This is a genomic window from Stenotrophomonas maltophilia group sp. Smal17 (genome assembly GCF_030237045.1).
Lineage (GTDB): Bacteria > Pseudomonadota > Gammaproteobacteria > Xanthomonadales > Xanthomonadaceae > Stenotrophomonas > Stenotrophomonas forensis.
This window is the reverse complement of the sequence record NZ_JASJSU010000092.1, coordinates 1-16302: the sequence shown is the minus strand read 5'-3', so window position 1 is coordinate 16302 and position 16302 is coordinate 1. Positions and strand designations below refer to the sequence as shown.

Genomic DNA, 16302 nt, shown 5'->3' with positions numbered 1-16302 from the left:
GTCCCGGCTGCACGGATCACTTACGGCTGCTTGGCACCGAAATTACCGCAACCGTGGTACTGGCGCGTGCCGATGGTCAGATTCACCTTGGCGTCGAATGATTCGCCACTCATGTCGTCCTGGCAGGTGGTGCGCTGGAAGCTGAGCTTGACGTCGGTACCATCGGCCGCCTTTCCGCTCCAGCCATCGGCGCCTTCGGTGGGCTTGGCCACGTCGAAGCGGCGCTCACCATAATCCACTTCCACCTGCAGGCCGGGCCTGTCGCCATCCACGACGGCCAGCCAGCCCGGTTCGTTGCCGGTGGCACGGAACGCCGCGTTGCCGGCGCTGCCATCGCCCTCGATGGCTTCCACCGCGTGGCATTCGCGGTCCGGCTCGCCCTTCAGGCTCAACAGGCCGTCATCGCTGCCCTTGGTCCAGAAGCTGTTGCCCTGGCCATCACCATACTTCGCGCCCGACGCCGCACGCTCGGAGGTCATCGCAAAGGTGCGATCGCCAATCACCACCGTGGCCGCATCCTCGCCATTGAAGGTCGCGCGCACGTTCAGATCGCCGCATTGGTACAGGGTCTCGCTGCCGGCGCCGGTGCCGGGGCTGGCAGCCGGTTCGGGCGCAGCCGGCGGTGCGGCATCATTGCCGCCCGCAGCCGGCGGTTGCGCCGGCTGGCACGCGGCCAGCACCAATGCCAGGGAGGCTGCCAACAGACTGGGAACTACACGCATGGCTCGACTCCTTGTCGACACTACTGAGAGGTTCGACCCTATCACCTGGCGGTGAGCGGGGCCTGAAAGCGGCCTGACCACGCTCACGCGGCCAGCACCGCCATCGACAGCAGTTGAGCGCCGCCGTCGCCGGAACTGCAGGTCCATACCCGCAGCAGGCGCAGTTTCAGTTCGCGCTCGCGGTCCTGCCGGTACACCGCCAGGCGCACGTCGCTGGACAACAGCGCCAACCGCCCGCACAGCAGCGTCTCCACCGTGTCCACCTGCAGGCTGCGCACCTGCAGATGGCCTGCGAGCCACTCGCCCAGCCAGGGCAGGTCGAGCATGCGCCCGCCCTGGCCATCCATCATGAACAGCGCTGGCGATACCAGCGTGCCCAGCGCATCGTGGTCGCCGGCCAGCAGTGCCTGGCACAGGCGCTGCTCCAGTGCGATCAACTGCAGTTCATGCAGGTCTTCAACGATGTTCCGTTCCATCCACGGATCCTTCCGGCATCGGCCGGCGCCTGCGCAGGCGTTGCGCGATCCATTGCCGCGCGCCCTGCACCACTACATAGAAGACCGGCACGAAGAACACCGCCAGCACGGTCGCACTGACCATGCCGCCGAACACGCCGGTTCCGATCGCCTGCTGGGTTTCCTTCGACGCACCCTGCGCCAGCATCAGCGGCACCACGCCCAGCGCGAATGCCAGCGAGGTCATCACGATCGGCCGCAGGCGCAGCCGCGCCGCCTCCAGCGCCGCTTCGGCCAGGCCGCGCCCCTGCTGCTGCAGCTGCCGCGCGAACTCGACGATGAGAATTGCGTTCTTCGCCGACAGCCCGATCACCGTGATCATGCCCACCTTGAAGAACACATCATTGGGCATGCCGCGCAACAGCACCGCCGCGACCGCACCGAGCAGGCCCAGCGGCACCACCAGCATCACCGCCAGTGGAATCGACCAGCTCTCGTACAGCGCCGCCAGTACCAGGAACACCACCAGCATCGACAACAGCAGCAGCCACGGTGCCTGTGCGCCCGATTCGCGCTCCTGCAGCGATTGGCTGGTCCACTGCAGGGCGAAGCCGGAGGGCAGCTGCCTGGCCAACCGCTCCATCTCCGCCATCGCCTGACCGGTCGAGACGCCCGATGCCGGTGCGCCGGACAGATTCAGCGCCGGGAAACCGAGATAGCGCTGCAGCTGCAGCGGCGCTTCGGTCCAGTGCGGCGTGACCAGTTCGGACAGCGCCACCATGCCGCCTTCGCTGTTGCGCACGTACAGCTTCAGCACGTCCTCCAGTTCCATGCGATGCGGCGCATCGGCCTGCAGGATCACCTGCTGCAACCGGCCCTTGTTGGGGAAATCGTTGACGTACTGCGAGCCCATCGCTGCCGACAGCGTGCTGCTGATGTGCTCGAAGCCCACGCCCATCGCCTCGGCCTTGGCGCGGTCGATGTCCAGCCGCACGCTGGTGCCGGCCGGCAGGCCATCGGCGTGCACCTCCGACAGCAGCCGGCTGGCCTCGGCCAGTTTCAGCAGCTGCTGCAGGGCCGCACGCAACTCGGCCTGGTTCTGCCCGGTGCGTGCCTGCAGGGCCAGCGAGAAACCGGACGAACGCCCCAGGCTGTCGATTGCCGGCGGCATCACGCTCATCACCTCGCCCTCGGCGACGGCCGCCATTGCCTTCTGCGCCGCCGCCACCTCACCGGCTGCGGTGGCACCGGCGCGCTCGCCCCAGTCCTTCAGCATGGTGTAGGTCAGCGCCGCGCTCGGGCCCGAACCGGAAAAGCTGTAGCCGAGGATCGACTGGTTGGAGCCGATGCCCGGGCGCGACGCCACGTGCCGTTCGTAGGCTTCGACCACCGCCAGGGTGCGCTCGGCCGTGGCTTCGGCGGGCAGCTGGATCGAGGTCATGAAATAGCCCTGGTCCTCTTCCGGCAGGAACGCGCCGGGCAGCCAGTGCAGGCCCAGCAGCAACGCGGCCACCAGCGCGGCGAACACGCCCATCACCCGCCCGCTCCGCTGCAGCACCGAGGCCACGCCGCGCTGGTAACGCCCGGTCATCCTCTCGAAGCCGCGATTGAAGGCGCCGAAAAGCCCGCCACGACCGTGATGACCATGGCTGTTCGGGCGCAACAAGGTCGCGCACAGCGCCGGGGTCAGGCTCAGCGCCAGCAGCGCCGAGAACAGGATCGACACCGCCATCGCCACGGTGAACTGGCGGTAGATCGCGCCCACCGAGCCGCTGGCCAACGCCATCGGAATGAACACCGCGGTCAGTACCAGGGTGATGCCGATCACCGCGCCGGTCAGCTCGCGCATCGCCTTGATGGTGGCCTCGCGCGGTGGCAGGCCCTCCTCAGCCATGATCCGCTCCACGCCCTCGACCACCACGATCGCATCGTCGACGATGATGCCGATCGCCAGCACCATGCCGAACATGGTCAGCACGTTGATCGAGAAGCCGAGCGCCAGCATCACCGCGAAGGTGCCCAGCAGTGCGATCGGGGCGACCAGCGCCGGAATCAGCGTATAGCGCCAGTTCTGCAGGAACAGGTACATCACCGCGAACACCAGCAGCATCGCCTCCAGCAGCGTCTGCACCACCTTCTGGATCGAGATCTTGACGAACGGCGCGGTGTCGAACGGAATGCTCGACTCCACGCCACGCGGCAGCAGCGGCGCCAGCTCGGCCATGCGCTCGCGCACTGCGGCGGCGGTTCGCACTGCATTCGCGCCCGGGCGCAGCTGCACGCCGGCCGCCGTCGCCGGGTGGCCGTCCTCCCGCGTGCCCCAGGCATAACTCTGTGCGCCCAGCTCCACGCGTGCGACATCGCCCAGCACGACCCGCGAACCGTCGGCGCCCGCGCGCAGCACGATGGCGGCGAACTGTTCCGGCGTAGACAACTGGCCGTCGGCACTCAGCGGCACGGTGATGCGCTGGCCGGGGACGCCCGGCGAATCGCCGATGCGGCCTGGCGAGATCTCCAGGTTCTGCTGCTCGATGGCCGCGGCCACATCGCCCATGGTCAAGCCATAGCCGGTCAACCGGGTCGGGTCCAGCCATACCCGCATGGCCTGCTCGGCACCGAACAGCTGCACGCGGCCGACGCCATCGATGCGGCGCAGCTCTTCGATGATGTTGCGCGCCATGAAGTCACCCAGCGCCGCCTCACTGACACTGGCATCCGGCGAGCGCAGGCCGACCAGCATCAGGAAGCCGGAATCGGCCGCTTCCACGAACAGGCCGTTCTGGCGCACGCTGCGCGGCAGGCGGGGTTCGATCGCCTTGATCCGGTTCTGCACATCCACCTGCGCCAGCTCCGGGTTGGTCCCCGGCTTGAAGGTGGCGGTGATCGAGGCTTCGCCGGAGGTATCCACCGACGATTCGAAGTACAGCAGGTGCTTGACGCTGGACAGCTCGCGCTCGATCAGGCCGACCACCGCGTCGTTCAGCGTCTGCGGGCTGGCCCCCGGGTAGCTGGCATAGATGCTGACGCTGGGCGGCGCAACGGCCGGATAGCGCTCCACGGCCAGGCGCGGAATCGCCAGTACGCCCGCCAGGATGATGAAGATCGCCAGCACCCAGGCGAACACCGGGCGATCGATGAAGAAACGTGCCATGTTGGATTTCCCTGGAGAGACTGGCCCGGGAAAGGCTCAGCCCTTGCTGCCGGCCTGCATCGCACCGGCGCTGGCGACCGGCCGCTGCCAGTCGCGCGCATCGACCACCACGCCTTCCTGCAGGCGCTCCTGGCCCTCGACCACCACCCGCTCGCCGGCCTTCAGCCCGTGCCGGACCAGCCACTGGCGATCAACGCTGCCGTCGACCTCCAGCGTGCGGATCACCGCCTTGCCATCGCCCGCGATCACCCAGGCATAGGCCTGGCCACCCGCGCTGCGCAGCACCGCCTGCTGCGGCACGGTCAGCGCACTGGCCGGGGCGCCGCGCGGCACCCTGGCACGCACGTACATGCCCGGCAGCAGCTGGCGCTGCGGATTGTCGACCAGGATGCGCAGGATCACATCACCGGTACGCGCATCGACGTTGATGCCGGAGAACAGCAGCTGGCCACGCTCGGACAGCGGCTTGCCGGCCGCGCCGATGATCGTCACCGGCAGTTCGCCACCGCCGGCGGCGCTGCGCTGCAGCGACTCCAACTGCGCGGCCGGCTGGCGCACGTCGACGTAGACCTGGTCGATCTGCTGCACCACCGCCATCGGCTCGGCATCGGCGACCCCGACCAGCGCGCCTTCGCTCACCAGTGCCTGGTCGATGCGGCCGGCAATCGGCGCACTGACCGTGGCGTAGCGCAGGTCGAGCTGGCGGCGGGCCAGGATCGCGCGTGCTTCGTTCACTGCCGCGCGCGCCTGTTCGTACTCGGCACTGGCATCATCGCGATGCTGCTGGCTGACCGCCTGCGCGGCGGCCAGCGCATGCAGGCGCTGCGACTGCACGCGGCTGCGGCCCAGCGCCGCTTCACTGCGCTGCAGCGCAGCCAGCGCCGAATCGACGTCGGCACGGAATGCCGCCGGATCGATCTGGAACAGGGCCTGGCCAGCACTTACTTCGGCGCCCTGCTCGAACAGGCGGCGCTGCACGATGCCGCCCACCTGCGCGCGGATCTGCGCCGTGCGTACCGCGGCCACGCGACCGGGCAGTTCGTCGTCACGCTGCACCACCTGCGGGCCGACGGTGACCACGCTGACGCGCGGTGCGGCTTCGGGGGTGGCTTCGGGGGAGGAGCAGGCCGTCATGGCCAGAGCGAAGGCCGCGATCAACGCGGCCGGAGTCCTGAAGGTTCTCATTGCTGTGCACAATGCCGCGCGGGCGGCTGAAAGGTTCTGAAGAACGCAGTGTGCGGGGCGATGATGGGGTTTCGATGGAGGAACTGTGGAGATACGATGGAGGCAAGCACCTTAAGGCCCCGCCCCCGCATGCATGCCTCCCCTGCCCTGGCCGCCCTCGTCCTGATTGTCGAGGATGAGGCCGAGATCGCCGATATTCTCACCGCCTATCTGGAACGCGAAGGACTGCGCACCCTGCGTGCCGCCGATGGCCACGGCGCGCTCGACCTGCACCGCAGCGCCCGCCCCGACCTGGTCCTGCTGGACGTGCAGCTGCCTCGCCTGGATGGCTGGAGCGTGTTGACCCAGCTGCGCCAGCGTGGCGAAACGCCGGTGATCATGCTGACCGCGCTGGACCAGGACCTGGACAAGCTGACCGCACTGCGCATGGGCGCCGACGACTACGTGGTCAAGCCGTTCAACCCGGCCGAGGTGGCTGCGCGCGTGCGCGCCGTGCTGCGGCGTACGCTGCGCGCCTCGCGCGTGGATGCACCCAGCGCGCTGCGCGTGGGCCCGCTGCTGATCGACTCGGCAACCCATGCCGTGCACGTGGAGGGCGACGGCTACAGCCATGAAGTCCTGCTCACCCTCACCGAGTTCAAGCTGCTGCACTGCATGGCACTGGCCCCCACGCGCATCTTCAGCCGCAGCGAACTGATGCACGAGTGCCTGCCGGAGAGCGAGGCGCTGGAGCGAACCGTCGACAGCCATGTCAGCAAGCTGCGCCGCAAGCTGGATGAGGTGGGCATGCTCAATGTACCGGCCAGCGTGCGCGGCGTCGGTTACCGGTTGATGGCCGACCGCTGATGGGCACCCTGCGCCGCTCCGGCCTGAGCCGCCACATCATCGTCTCGATGTCGCTGATGGTGATCGGCGTGATCGTGATGATGATCCTGTCGTCGTGGCTGTTGTATGCGGTGCTGGTCGAGTTCTTCCCCGGCAGTGCCGAGGAGCCGGAAAGCTGGCTGCCTACCGGGCCGGAGCTGGCGTGGATGGTCGGGGTGATCCTGACCGGACTGGCCCTGGCCATCGCCGCCTCGTTCCGGCTTGCGCACCGCATCCTGTCGCCGTTGAATTCGCTGGTCGACAGCGTCCGCGCGCTGGCCGGCGGCGATCTCGGTGCACGCGCCAGTGTCGAAGAAAACTCGCCGGGCGAAGTAGCCACCCTGGTCGAAGACTTCAATGCGATGGCGCGGCGCCTGCAGCACATGGAGAGCGAGCGGGCCATGTGGCACGCCGCCATCGCCCACGAGCTGCGCACGCCGGTGACGATCCTGCGTGGCCGCCTGCAGGGGCTGGCCGAGGGCGTGTTCCAGCCTGACGAATCACAGTTCCGCAGCCTGCTTGCCCAGGTCGAGGGCCTGTCGCGCCTGATCGAGGACCTGCGCGTGCTGAGCCTGTCCGACAATGCACGGCTGGACGTGCGCCGCGCGCGCACCGACGTGGTGGCCGAGGTGCATTCGGTGATGACCCTGGTCGACCCGCAGTTCCGCACCGCCGGTTTCGTGCTGGAACTGGAAACCAGCCGCGAGGAACACACCGCGCACTGCGATCCGACCCGGCTGCGCCAGGCGCTGCTGGCACTGCTGGAGAACGCGCGTCGCTACGCCAGCCCGGGCAAGGTACGGATTGCCGTGCATGACACGCCGGGGCATGTACAGGTGGCCATCGAAGACGAGGGACCGGGCATCGACCCCGCCCTGCACGCCGATATCTTCACTCCGTTCATGCGCGCCGACGGTTCGCGTTCGCGCCAGGGCGGCGGCAGCGAGCTCGGCCTGGCGGTGGTCAAGGCCATCGCCGACGCCCACGGTGGCCGCGTCTACTGCATGCCGGGCAGCGCCGGCGGCAGCCGCTTCGTCATCGAACTGCCGCGCCAGTAGGCGAGCTGGCGGCCTGCGTGCGCAGGTGTGCACCAAGCGCGGCCAGATTGGCATCGATCGCATCCATTTCCTCGCGCTGGTTCACCGGCAACTGCTGGCGCAGCTGCAGGCGCAGCGCCCGCCACGCCGGCACCGCCTGCGCACTGGCAGTGGCCACGGCGTGCATCAGGAGCGCCTGTTCGTCGGCCAACGGCAATCCATAGCCATCGCCCTGCAGTAACGTACCCGGACGCAGCCATTGCCCACTCTGCTCCAGCAGCCCGCGCAGGTTGCGGGTCTGGGCGCTGTCCGGTGCACCCAGCAGCTGCCGCTTGAGCACATCGCGCGCGCGTAGTTCGGCACGCCGTTGCGCAGCCTGCTCCAGCAACAGCAGGCCCGCGCTGGCGCGCAGGTCGCCCTGCAACAGCCACGGTGCCCGCTGCCGTGCGGGCAGCTTCAGCCAGCCGCGTACATCGCGCGTGGGCAGCGCCAGCTGGCCGGCAGCCACATCGAACAACTGCTGGAAGTGGTCACGCGCCGAGGCGAAGTAATAGCCCTGCGCCTGCGCTGAATCGCGATCGGCCAGCACCTGCTCGTCCAGCACCTGCAGGCGCGCCAGCCGGCGCTTCAGCCCGCGCGGGCTCAGCTGCGCCAGGCCGGCGCTCCCGAGCCTAGGCACACCGGCCTGCAGCAGCTTCGCGGTCTCCACCGCGCAGTTGTTGCTGACGAAGTAATAGCGCCCGTCATAGCTCCAGTGCACCTGCGCGGCGCGCTCGAGCAGGCTGCCGATCTCGTCGCGTTCCAGCTGCAGGGGCAACGACTGCAGCCCGCGAAGTTCGACCTTGGTGTACTCGTCCACCACCTGCTGCAGCGGCAGCACGAACAGCCGCGAGGGATAGCCGCCGGTCAGGCCGCGCCAGTTTGAAATCTGCACGTCGCCGACGAAGGCACGGAACGACAGCACGCGGTGGTACTCCAGGTCCAGGCGACAGTCCGGCCCCGGCGCGCGGCCTGGCCGGCAGATCACCAGCCGCAGCATGCTGTGGCCCCAGCGGCTCATCGGCTGCGCGCTGCCTTCGGCGAACAGGTAGTCCACCGCGTAAACCCGCGAGGGATCCAGCTGCAGCAGTGATGCCGCCCCCTCTTCCGGTTCCGCCTGCAGCAACGGGACGCGGCGGTCGCACTGCGGCTGCGGCAGCGACGGCGGTGTGCCGAAGTGCTCCTGGTACCACTGCGCCAGTGCCGGGCGACGGCAGGCGAACTCGGCATCCAGCACGAAATGCTCGGCGTTCACCGCCAGATACTCAGCCGGGTCTTTCAGCTCGTAACCGTCCGGGCTGCGATCACGGAAGTCGTTGTGGCCACGACCCAGATGCCAGGGTTTGCGCTGCCACCCGGCCAGATCGCGCCAACGCGTACTGCGCGACCAGCCAGCACCACCACGATCCGCGACATGGGTCAGTTCGTGCACCAGTGCGCTGCGTCGCGCCCGTCGCGCACCGGGCACGCGATCGTCCAGCAGGTCGCGGCGCAGCGTGATGCGGCCAGCAAATGCACGGCCATGCACCTCGGCGGGCAGGTCAGCGCCCCAGCGTACCTGTACCCGCGTCGGCAAGGCACGTAGCAGGCCGTCCGGCAGCAGTGACTGCACATCGGCCAGGGTCTGGCCAGCCACCTGCTGCTGCACAGGGCTCAGCCCTGCCGGGTCGAGCTGCAGGCGGTCGGCTGCGTGCGCGACGTGGGCGATCAGCAGTAGCGCCACGCCATGCGTGGCTGCGTTGCGTGCAGATGTCATGGCGTTGCCGGCCAGCGGCCGGCACTACCCGAAGGCCGGATCAGCGTGCCAGCAGCGCGCGGGCCAGCTGCAGGTCGCTCTGCTGCTGGGCAGCGGCATCCTGCTCGCGCAGGTGGACCAGTGCGGCCTGCAGGCGTGCGCCGCGGATCTGGCCGTCGCTGGCGACGAACGCAGCGGCATCATCGCGTGCGGCCTGTACCACCTTGTCGTCGCCCGAGCTGCTGGCCGAGGAACCGGAGGAAGCACCGGTGGCCGAGCCGGCCGAGGTGCCTGCGAAGCTGGAAGCGAAGCCGGCCAGCGGCAGGGACAGCAGGGCAAGCAGAACAAGCGGACGGGTCATCGATTCGAAGCCGGTTGTGGGAATGCGTGGAGCGTAACGGGTACGTGAAGGATTTGCCCGGCTCAGACGTCGAACAGCTTTCCGGGATTCAGCCGCGCTTGGGGATCGAACGCGCGTTTGACTGCCTTCATCAGCGCGATCTCGGCCGGGCCGCGGGTGCTGTCCAGGTAGCCCTTCTTGACCAGGCCGATGCCGTGCTCGGCGGAAATGCTGCCATCGAAACGGGCCAGCACCTGGGCCAGCAACTTGGTCACGTGCTCGCACTGCGACACGAAATCGGCGTCAGGGGTGTCGTCCGGCTTGAGCACGTTGATATGCAGGTTGCCGTCACCGATGTGGCCGAACCAGACCACGTCGAAATGCGGATAGGCCTGCCCGATCAGCGCCTGGGTCTCGGCCAGGAACGCCGGCATCGACGAAATCCGCACCGAGACATCGTTCTTGTACGGCTTGTAGCGTGCAAGCGACTCGGTGATGCCTTCGCGCAGGCGCCACAGCTGGGCAGCCTGGGCGTCACTGGCACTGATCACGCCATCGCTGACCCAGCCGTTGCCCATGCAGTCCTCGAACGCCGCCATCGCCGCCGCTTCCTGCGCCTCGTCGTTGGCCGCGAACTCGGTGACCACGTAATAAGGGTGCACCTCGTCGAACGGCGCCTGCGCACCATGCGCCAGCACGTGCTCCAGCGCCCGCTCGGTGAAGAACTCGAAGGCCTGCAGCTGCAGACGCGCGCGGAACGCGGCGAACACCTGCATCAGCACCTCGAAGCTGGGGACGGCCAGCAGCATCACATTGCTGGCCGGCGGCGGGTCGGTCAGCTTCACCGTCGCCTCGACGATCACCCCCAGCGTACCTTCCGAGCCGATCAGCAGCTGGCGGAAGTCATAGCCGCTGGAGTTCTTGATCAGGCCCTTGTTAAGTTCGAGCAGCTCGCCGCTGGCGGTGACCACTTTCAGCCCGGCGATCCATTCTCGGGTATTGCCGTAACGGATCACGCGGATGCCGCCGGCATTGGTGGCGATGTTGCCGCCGATCGAGCAGGAACCGCGCGCCGCGAAATCGACCGGGTAGATCAGGCCGTGGTCGAGCGCGGCGTTGTGCACCGCCTCCAGCGGCATGCCGGCCTGCACCACCAGCGTGCGATCGACCGCGTCGTAGGCCAGCGCCTTGTTCATCCGCTCCAGGCTGAGCACCAGCTCGCCGTTGGCCGCCACCGCGCCACCGGACAGGCCGGTGCGTCCACCCGACGGCACCACCGGCACGCCCTCGGCCGCGCTCCAGCGCATCACCGCCTGCACCTCTTCAACCGTGGCCGGCAATGCAATCGCCAGCGGCGCCGGCGTCCAGCGCCGGGTCCAGTCGCGCCCGTAATGCTCCAGGTCGGCCGGATCGGTCTTCAGTTTCAGGCCGGGACAGGCCTGCTGCAGCGAGGCAATGCGGGAATCGGTCATGACGGTCCAGCGCGGTGCGTGAAGAACGGGCAAGCGTGCCAGTGGCGCGCGCCAGCGTCCAGCCCCGCACCCGTGCAGATAGCTACGGATGCAACCAATTGCGCACTGCACCATGGCCGGTGCGATCTGGCATAGTGGTCAGCCCCTGTCCCACTGGCCGTGTTGCCCCATGTCGCCGAAGAAGACCTCGTTCCCGAAGCAGGATATCCGCGTGCTGTTGCTGGAGGGGGTCAGCCAGACCGCCGTGGAGGTGTTCAGCGCCGCCGGCTACAGCCAGATCGAAGCGCACACCAAGGCGCTGCCCGAGGACGAACTGAAGGCGCGCATCGCCGAGGCGCACATCGTCGGCATCCGCTCGCGTACCCAGCTCAGCGCCGAGGTGCTGGCCGAGGCCAAGCGGCTGATCGCAGTGGGCTGCTTCTGCATCGGCACCAACCAGGTCGACCTGGACGCGGCCGAGCTGGCCGGCATCCCGGTATTCAACGCCCCCTATTCCAACACCCGCAGCGTGGCCGAGCTGGTGATCGCAGAGGCGATCATGCTGACCCGCGGCATCCCGCAGAAGAACGCCGAGTGCCATCGCGGCGGCTGGTCGAAGTCGGCCAGCGGCAGCCATGAAGTGCGTGGCAAGACGCTGGGCATCATCGGCTACGGCCACATCGGCACCCAGGTCGGCGTACTGGCCGAATCGCTGGGCATGCAGGTGATCTTCCACGACGTGGAAACCAAGCTGGCGCTGGGCAATGCCCGGGCCGCGGCCAGCCTGGACGATCTGCTCGCCCGCGCCGACATCGTCACCCTACACGTGCCGGAAACCCCGTCCACGCAGTGGATGATCGGCAGCACCGAGCTGGCGAAGATGCGCAAGGGCGCGCACCTGATCAACGCCGCGCGCGGCACCGTGGTCGACATCGATGCGCTGGACGCGGCGCTGGCCAGCGGCCACGTCGGTGGCGCCGCGCTGGACGTGTTCCCGGTCGAGCCGAAGGGCAATGGCGATATCTTCGAATCGCCGCTGACCCGCCACGACAACGTGATCCTGACCCCGCACGTGGGTGGCAGCACGCTGGAAGCGCAGGACAACATCGGCGTGGAAGTGGCCGCCAAACTGGTGCGCTACAGCGACAACGGCAGCACCCTGTCGGCGGTCAATTTCCCGGAAGTGACCCTGCCCGAGCACGCCGACAGCCTGCGCCTGCTGCACATCCACCAGAACGTGCCGGGCGTGCTGTCCAAGGTCAACGAGATCTTCTCGCGCCACAACGTCAACATCGACGGCCAGTTCCTGCGCACCGACCCGAAGGTGGGCTACGTGGTGATCGACATCACCGCCGGCGAGGAACAGGCCGCCGCAGTGCGCGACGAGCTGGCCGCGATCCCCGGCACGCTGCGCACGCGCATCCTGTACTGAAAAAAGGGGACGGAGGGGATTAAGTCGTTGATGCCACAAACGACTTAATCCCCTCCGTCCCCTTTTTATCTCAACGTGCCAGCCACCTGTGTGCCATGCGCTGCATGGATTCATCGGACTGCGGGTCGGCCGCGACTTCGGTCACCGGCCGCCAGGCCAGCTCCAGCGATTCCTCGCTGAGCACGAAGGCTTCGCCACCCAGCGCACGGATCACGAAACGCACGTCGTAGTGCCAGTGCCCCGGCACGTCCTTGCGCTCTGGAATCCAGTGCTTGTCCAGATCGAAGATGGCCGGGTCTTCCAGCACCAGGCCGCCCAGGCCTGATTCTTCCTCGGCTTCCTTCAGCGCCACCCGGGCCAGGTCGCGGTCGCCGTCGGCGTGGCCGCCCAGCTGCAGCCAGCGCTGCAGCTTGCGGTGGTGGGTCAGCAGCAGGCGCTGGCCGTCGGCACTGACCAGCCAGCAGCTGGCGGTGAAGTGGCCGGCCAGCCGTTCGCGCCGGAATGGATCTTCCGGATCGTCCAACAATGTGCCGAATTCGGCAGCCACTGCGTCGTGGGCCGGCTCACGGCGGGCATAGTCCCGCAGCAGGCCACGCAGGCGATCGTCAAGCACGGCAAGGGTTTCGGCGGTCTGGCTCATGAATGGGCGGCGTCTGGAAAAATACTGCTCATTATCGCCGTTCATTGTTGCGATTGCGCTTGTGCGTTGGCTTCAGCTTTGGCTAAGGTACAGCGGGCCGTTCGCGCGGCCTTCACCATTCCAGGGTTGCCGGCAACGTATCGGCGGCCCACCCAATCCGATCACTAGGAAGTACTGCATGCTGAAAGCTCTGTTGAGGGTCAAGCCGGTCCAGCCGGCCGGGCACGTCGATGCCGGCGAACCCATCGAAGGCAGCCTGGACGGCGAAGCCACGTTGAAACGGACCCTCACGGCTAAACACCTCATCCTGCTTGGCGTGGGTGCGGTGATCGGCGCAGGTATCTTCGTGCTGACCGGCCAGGCCGCGGCCAACCACGCCGGCCCCGCCGTCATGCTGTCGTTCGTGATTGCCGGTTTCGCCTGCGCGCTGGCGGGCCTGTGCTACGCCGAGTTCGCGGCGATGATGCCGGTCTCCGGCAGCGCCTATTCCTACTCCTACGCCACCCTCGGCGAAGGCATGGCCTGGTTCATCGGCTGGTGCCTGGTGCTGGAGTACCTGTTCGCCTCGGCCTCGGTCGCGGTGGGCTGGTCGGCGTACCTGATCAGCTTCATCACCACTACGCTGCACATGCCGTTCCCGGACCTGCTCAGCGCCGCGCCCATCGCCTGGACCGGCAGCGAGTTCGTCTCCTCCGGCAAGCTGTTCAACCTGCCGGCGGTGCTGATCGTGGCGGCGGTGTCCGGCCTGCTGTACGTGGGCGTGACCCAGTCGGCCTTCGTCAACGCGATCATCGTGGCGATCAAGGTCACCGTCATCTGCCTGTTCATCGGCATCGGTGCGGCCCACATCGACCCGGCCAACTGGCAGCCGTTCATCCCGGAAAACACCGGTGTGCCGGGTGAGTTCGGCTGGAGCGGCGTGTTCCGCGCGGCCACCATCGTGTTCTTCGCCTACATCGGCTTCGATGCGGTCTCCACCGCCGCCGGCGAGACCAAGGACCCGCAGCGCAACATGCCGATCGGCCTGCTCGGCTCGCTGGCGGTGTGCACCATCGTCTACATCATCGTCTGCGCGGTGCTGACCGGCATGATGCCGTACCACCTGCTGGGCACCGACAAGCCGGTGGCCACCGCGCTGGAGCCCTACCCGACCCTGTCGTGGCTGAAGACCCTGGTCGAGATCGGCGCCATCGCCGGCCTGTCCTCGGTGGTGCTGGTGATGATGATGGGCCAGACCCGCATCGCCTACACCATCTCCCGCGACGGCCTGCTGCCGAAGTTCTTCGGCAAGGTCCACGCCCGCTTCCGCACCCCGTACGTCGCCACCATCGTGGTCGGCGTGATCGCCGCCGCACTGGCCGGCCTGGTGCCGCTGAACGTGCTGGGCGAACTGGTCTCGATGGGCACCCTGCTGGCCTTCGCCACGGTCTGCATCGGCGTGCTGGTGCTGCGCTGTACCAAGCCGGAGATCCACCGCCCGTTCCGCGTGCCGATGGTGTGGATCATCTGCCCGCTGGGCGCGGCCACCTGCCTGTTCCTGTTCTGGCAGGCGTTCGTGGTGCACTGGCACCTGTTCGTTGGCTGGACGCTGCTCGGCCTGCTGATCTACCTGGGCTACGGCATCCGCAACAGCAAGCTGGCCAAGTCACCCTGATCCGCCTACGGGCCGGCCTCGCGCCGGCCCGTCCGTTTTCCCCGCGCGCCCCTGGCGGCGCGCTTCGACAAGACCACCACACATGTTCAAGCAACTGTGGGCCACCAAGCACCCGCATGCCGCCCATGAAGACGCCAACGGCCTCAGCCTGCGCCGCCACCTCGGCCCCTGGGGGCTGACCGCCCTCGGCATCGGCGCGGTGATCGGCGGCGGCATCTTCGTCATCACCGGCCAGGCCGCCGCCAACCACGCCGGCCCGGCGATCATGCTGTCGTTCGTGCTGGCCGCCATCTGCTGCGCCTTCTGCGCACTGGCCTACGCCGAGTTCGCCTCGATGGTGCCGGTGTCCGGCAGCGCCTACACCTATACCTATGCCACCTTCGGCGAGCTCTCGGCCTGGTTCATCGGCTGGATGCTGGTGCTGGAGTACGGCGTCTCCGCGTCAGCCGTGGCGGTCAGCTGGACCGGCTATTTCCTCAGCCTGCTCAGCCAGTTCGACATCCATCTACCGGCGGCGCTGGTCAGCGCGCCACTCGACGCGCAGCTGCGCCCGACCGGCGCGATCGCCAACCTGCCGGCCGCCGCGCTGGTACTGCTGCTGACCTGGCTGTGCTACGTCGGCATCAGCAAGTCCTCGGCGATGAACATGGCGATGGTCGTGCTCAAGACCGGCCTGATCGTGCTGGTCATCGTGGTCGGCTGGAAGTACGTCGACACCAGCAACTGGACCCCGTTCATCCCCGCCAACGAAGGCCCCGGCAAGTACGGCATGGAAGGCGTGCTGCGTGGCGCGGCGATGGTGTTCTTCGCCTACATCGGCTTCGAGGCGGTGTCGGTGGCGGCGCAGGAATCGAAGAACCCGCAGCGCGACATGCCGATCGGCATGATGCTGTCGCTGGCGGTCTGCACCGTGCTGTACATCGCCATGGCCGCTGTGATGACCGGCCTGGTGCCGTACCAGCTGCTGGGCACCGACGAGCCGGTGGTGACCGCGGTGGCCGCGCATCCGCAGCTGGGCTGGCTGCGCTGGGTGGTCGAGGTCGGCGCGCTGGTCGGCCTGTCCTCGGTGGTGCTGGTGATGATCATCGGCCAGCCGCGCATCTTCATGATCATGGGCCGCGATGGCCTGCTGCCGCCGGTGTTCACCAAGATCCATCCAAAGTACCGCACCCCGCACATCAACACCGTGATCACCGGCATCGGCATCGCGCTGCTGGCGGCGCTGTTCCCGCTGGACATCCTCGGTGAGCTGACCTCGATGGGCACGCTGATCGCGTTTGCTGCGGTGTGTGCCGGCGTGCTGATCCTGCGCCGCACCCAGCCGGACCTGCCGCGTCCGTTCCGCATGCCGATGGCGTGGCTGATCTGCAGCCTGGGCGTGCTGAGCTGCCTGGCGCTGCTGTCGGCGATGACGATGCACAACTGGATGCTGATGGGCGTGTGGACGTTCGTCGGCTTCGTGATCTATTTCTGCTACGGCTTCAAGCACAGCCGTCTGCGGGGGAAGTAAGGGGTTTTGCATTGCAGGGCCTGCGGCCCTGCACCCGCTGGGGCAACGTCAACGGCAACAGCGGGTCTGAGGGTTTGGCGGGGTGGG

At 67.9% G+C, this 16302-nt stretch carries 13 protein-coding genes; 5 read left to right on the top strand and 8 right to left on the bottom strand.

Annotated elements, in window-relative coordinates; all coding sequences use genetic code 11:
- Nucleotides 1–20: 20 nt before the first annotated feature.
- From QRO93_RS18040 to QRO93_RS18025, 4 genes are all read right to left on the bottom strand, one after another.
- Entirely contained in the window at nucleotides 21–722 is a 702-nt protein-coding gene (locus tag QRO93_RS18040; RefSeq protein ID WP_180878115.1) for a COG3650 family protein, read from the bottom strand.
- Nucleotides 723–805: 83 nt separating this feature from the next.
- On the bottom strand, nucleotides 806–1198 hold the full coding sequence (locus tag QRO93_RS18035) for a nuclear transport factor 2 family protein (protein ID WP_180878116.1): 393 nt from the start codon (nucleotides 1196–1198) through the stop codon (nucleotides 806–808).
- Complete coding sequence (locus QRO93_RS18030) at nucleotides 1179–4328, bottom strand: multidrug efflux RND transporter permease subunit (RefSeq protein ID WP_180878117.1); 3150 nt, start codon at nucleotides 4326–4328, stop codon at nucleotides 1179–1181. Before QRO93_RS18030 ends, QRO93_RS18035 begins: the two co-directional genes overlap by 20 nt.
- Before the next feature lie 36 nt (nucleotides 4329–4364).
- Complete coding sequence (locus tag QRO93_RS18025; RefSeq protein WP_180878118.1) at nucleotides 4365–5513, bottom strand: efflux RND transporter periplasmic adaptor subunit; 1149 nt, start codon at nucleotides 5511–5513, stop codon at nucleotides 4365–4367.
- 129 nt (nucleotides 5514–5642) lie between these two features.
- Here QRO93_RS18025 and QRO93_RS18020 point away from each other — a divergent pair, with 129 nt between their 5' ends.
- Both QRO93_RS18020 and QRO93_RS18015 read left to right on the top strand, forming a co-directional pair.
- Nucleotides 5643–6359: a response regulator gene (locus QRO93_RS18020; RefSeq protein WP_180878119.1), complete on the top strand. Its 717-nt coding sequence runs from the start codon at nucleotides 5643–5645 to the stop codon at nucleotides 6357–6359.
- The gene (locus QRO93_RS18015) at nucleotides 6359–7435 is read left to right on the top strand and encodes an ATP-binding protein (RefSeq protein WP_285304308.1); all 1077 of its coding nucleotides are present in this window, start codon (nucleotides 6359–6361) and stop codon (nucleotides 7433–7435) included. The genes QRO93_RS18020 and QRO93_RS18015 overlap by 1 nt, the downstream gene beginning before the upstream one ends.
- Here QRO93_RS18015 and QRO93_RS18010 read toward each other — a convergent pair.
- The 3 genes from QRO93_RS18010 to QRO93_RS18000 all read right to left on the bottom strand — a co-directional run bounded on the left by QRO93_RS18010 (nucleotide 7413) and on the right by QRO93_RS18000 (nucleotide 11000).
- Nucleotides 7413–9209 carry a DUF4105 domain-containing protein gene (locus tag QRO93_RS18010; RefSeq protein ID WP_180878120.1) on the bottom strand — a complete coding sequence of 599 codons (1797 nt, stop codon included), beginning with the start codon at nucleotides 9207–9209 and terminating at the stop codon, nucleotides 7413–7415. The two genes, QRO93_RS18015 and QRO93_RS18010, sit on opposite strands and share 23 nt — an antisense overlap.
- 40 nt (nucleotides 9210–9249) lie before the next feature.
- Entirely contained in the window at nucleotides 9250–9549 is a 300-nt protein-coding gene (locus QRO93_RS18005) for a DUF2388 domain-containing protein (protein ID WP_006439835.1), read from the bottom strand.
- Between the two features lie 62 nt (nucleotides 9550–9611).
- Nucleotides 9612–11000 (bottom strand): FAD-binding oxidoreductase, encoded by a 1389-nt coding sequence (locus QRO93_RS18000; RefSeq protein ID WP_180878121.1) that lies wholly within the window; start codon nucleotides 10998–11000, stop codon nucleotides 9612–9614.
- A 169-nt stretch (nucleotides 11001–11169) separates the two neighbouring features.
- On the opposite strand from QRO93_RS18000, the gene serA reads away from it, so the two are divergent.
- The gene (gene serA, locus QRO93_RS17995; RefSeq protein WP_053449619.1) at nucleotides 11170–12411 is read left to right on the top strand and encodes a phosphoglycerate dehydrogenase; all 1242 of its coding nucleotides are present in this window, start codon (nucleotides 11170–11172) and stop codon (nucleotides 12409–12411) included.
- Nucleotides 12412–12481: 70 nt separating this feature from the next.
- On the opposite strand, the gene QRO93_RS17990 is transcribed toward serA, so the two are convergent.
- Nucleotides 12482–13096, bottom strand: coding sequence for an NUDIX hydrolase (locus QRO93_RS17990; RefSeq protein WP_080374904.1), 615 nt, complete (start codon nucleotides 13094–13096; stop codon nucleotides 12482–12484).
- Nucleotides 13097–13229: 133 nt separating this feature from the next.
- Between QRO93_RS17990 and QRO93_RS17985 the strand changes: the two genes are divergently transcribed.
- Nucleotides 13230–14705 carry an amino acid permease gene (locus QRO93_RS17985; protein WP_180878122.1) on the top strand — a complete coding sequence of 492 codons (1476 nt, stop codon included), beginning with the start codon at nucleotides 13230–13232 and terminating at the stop codon, nucleotides 14703–14705.
- Between the two features lie 82 nt (nucleotides 14706–14787).
- Nucleotides 14788–16215, top strand: a complete 1428-nt coding sequence (locus tag QRO93_RS17980) for an amino acid permease (RefSeq protein WP_164087018.1) — start codon at nucleotides 14788–14790, stop codon at nucleotides 16213–16215.
- Nucleotides 16216–16302 lie beyond the last annotated feature (87 nt).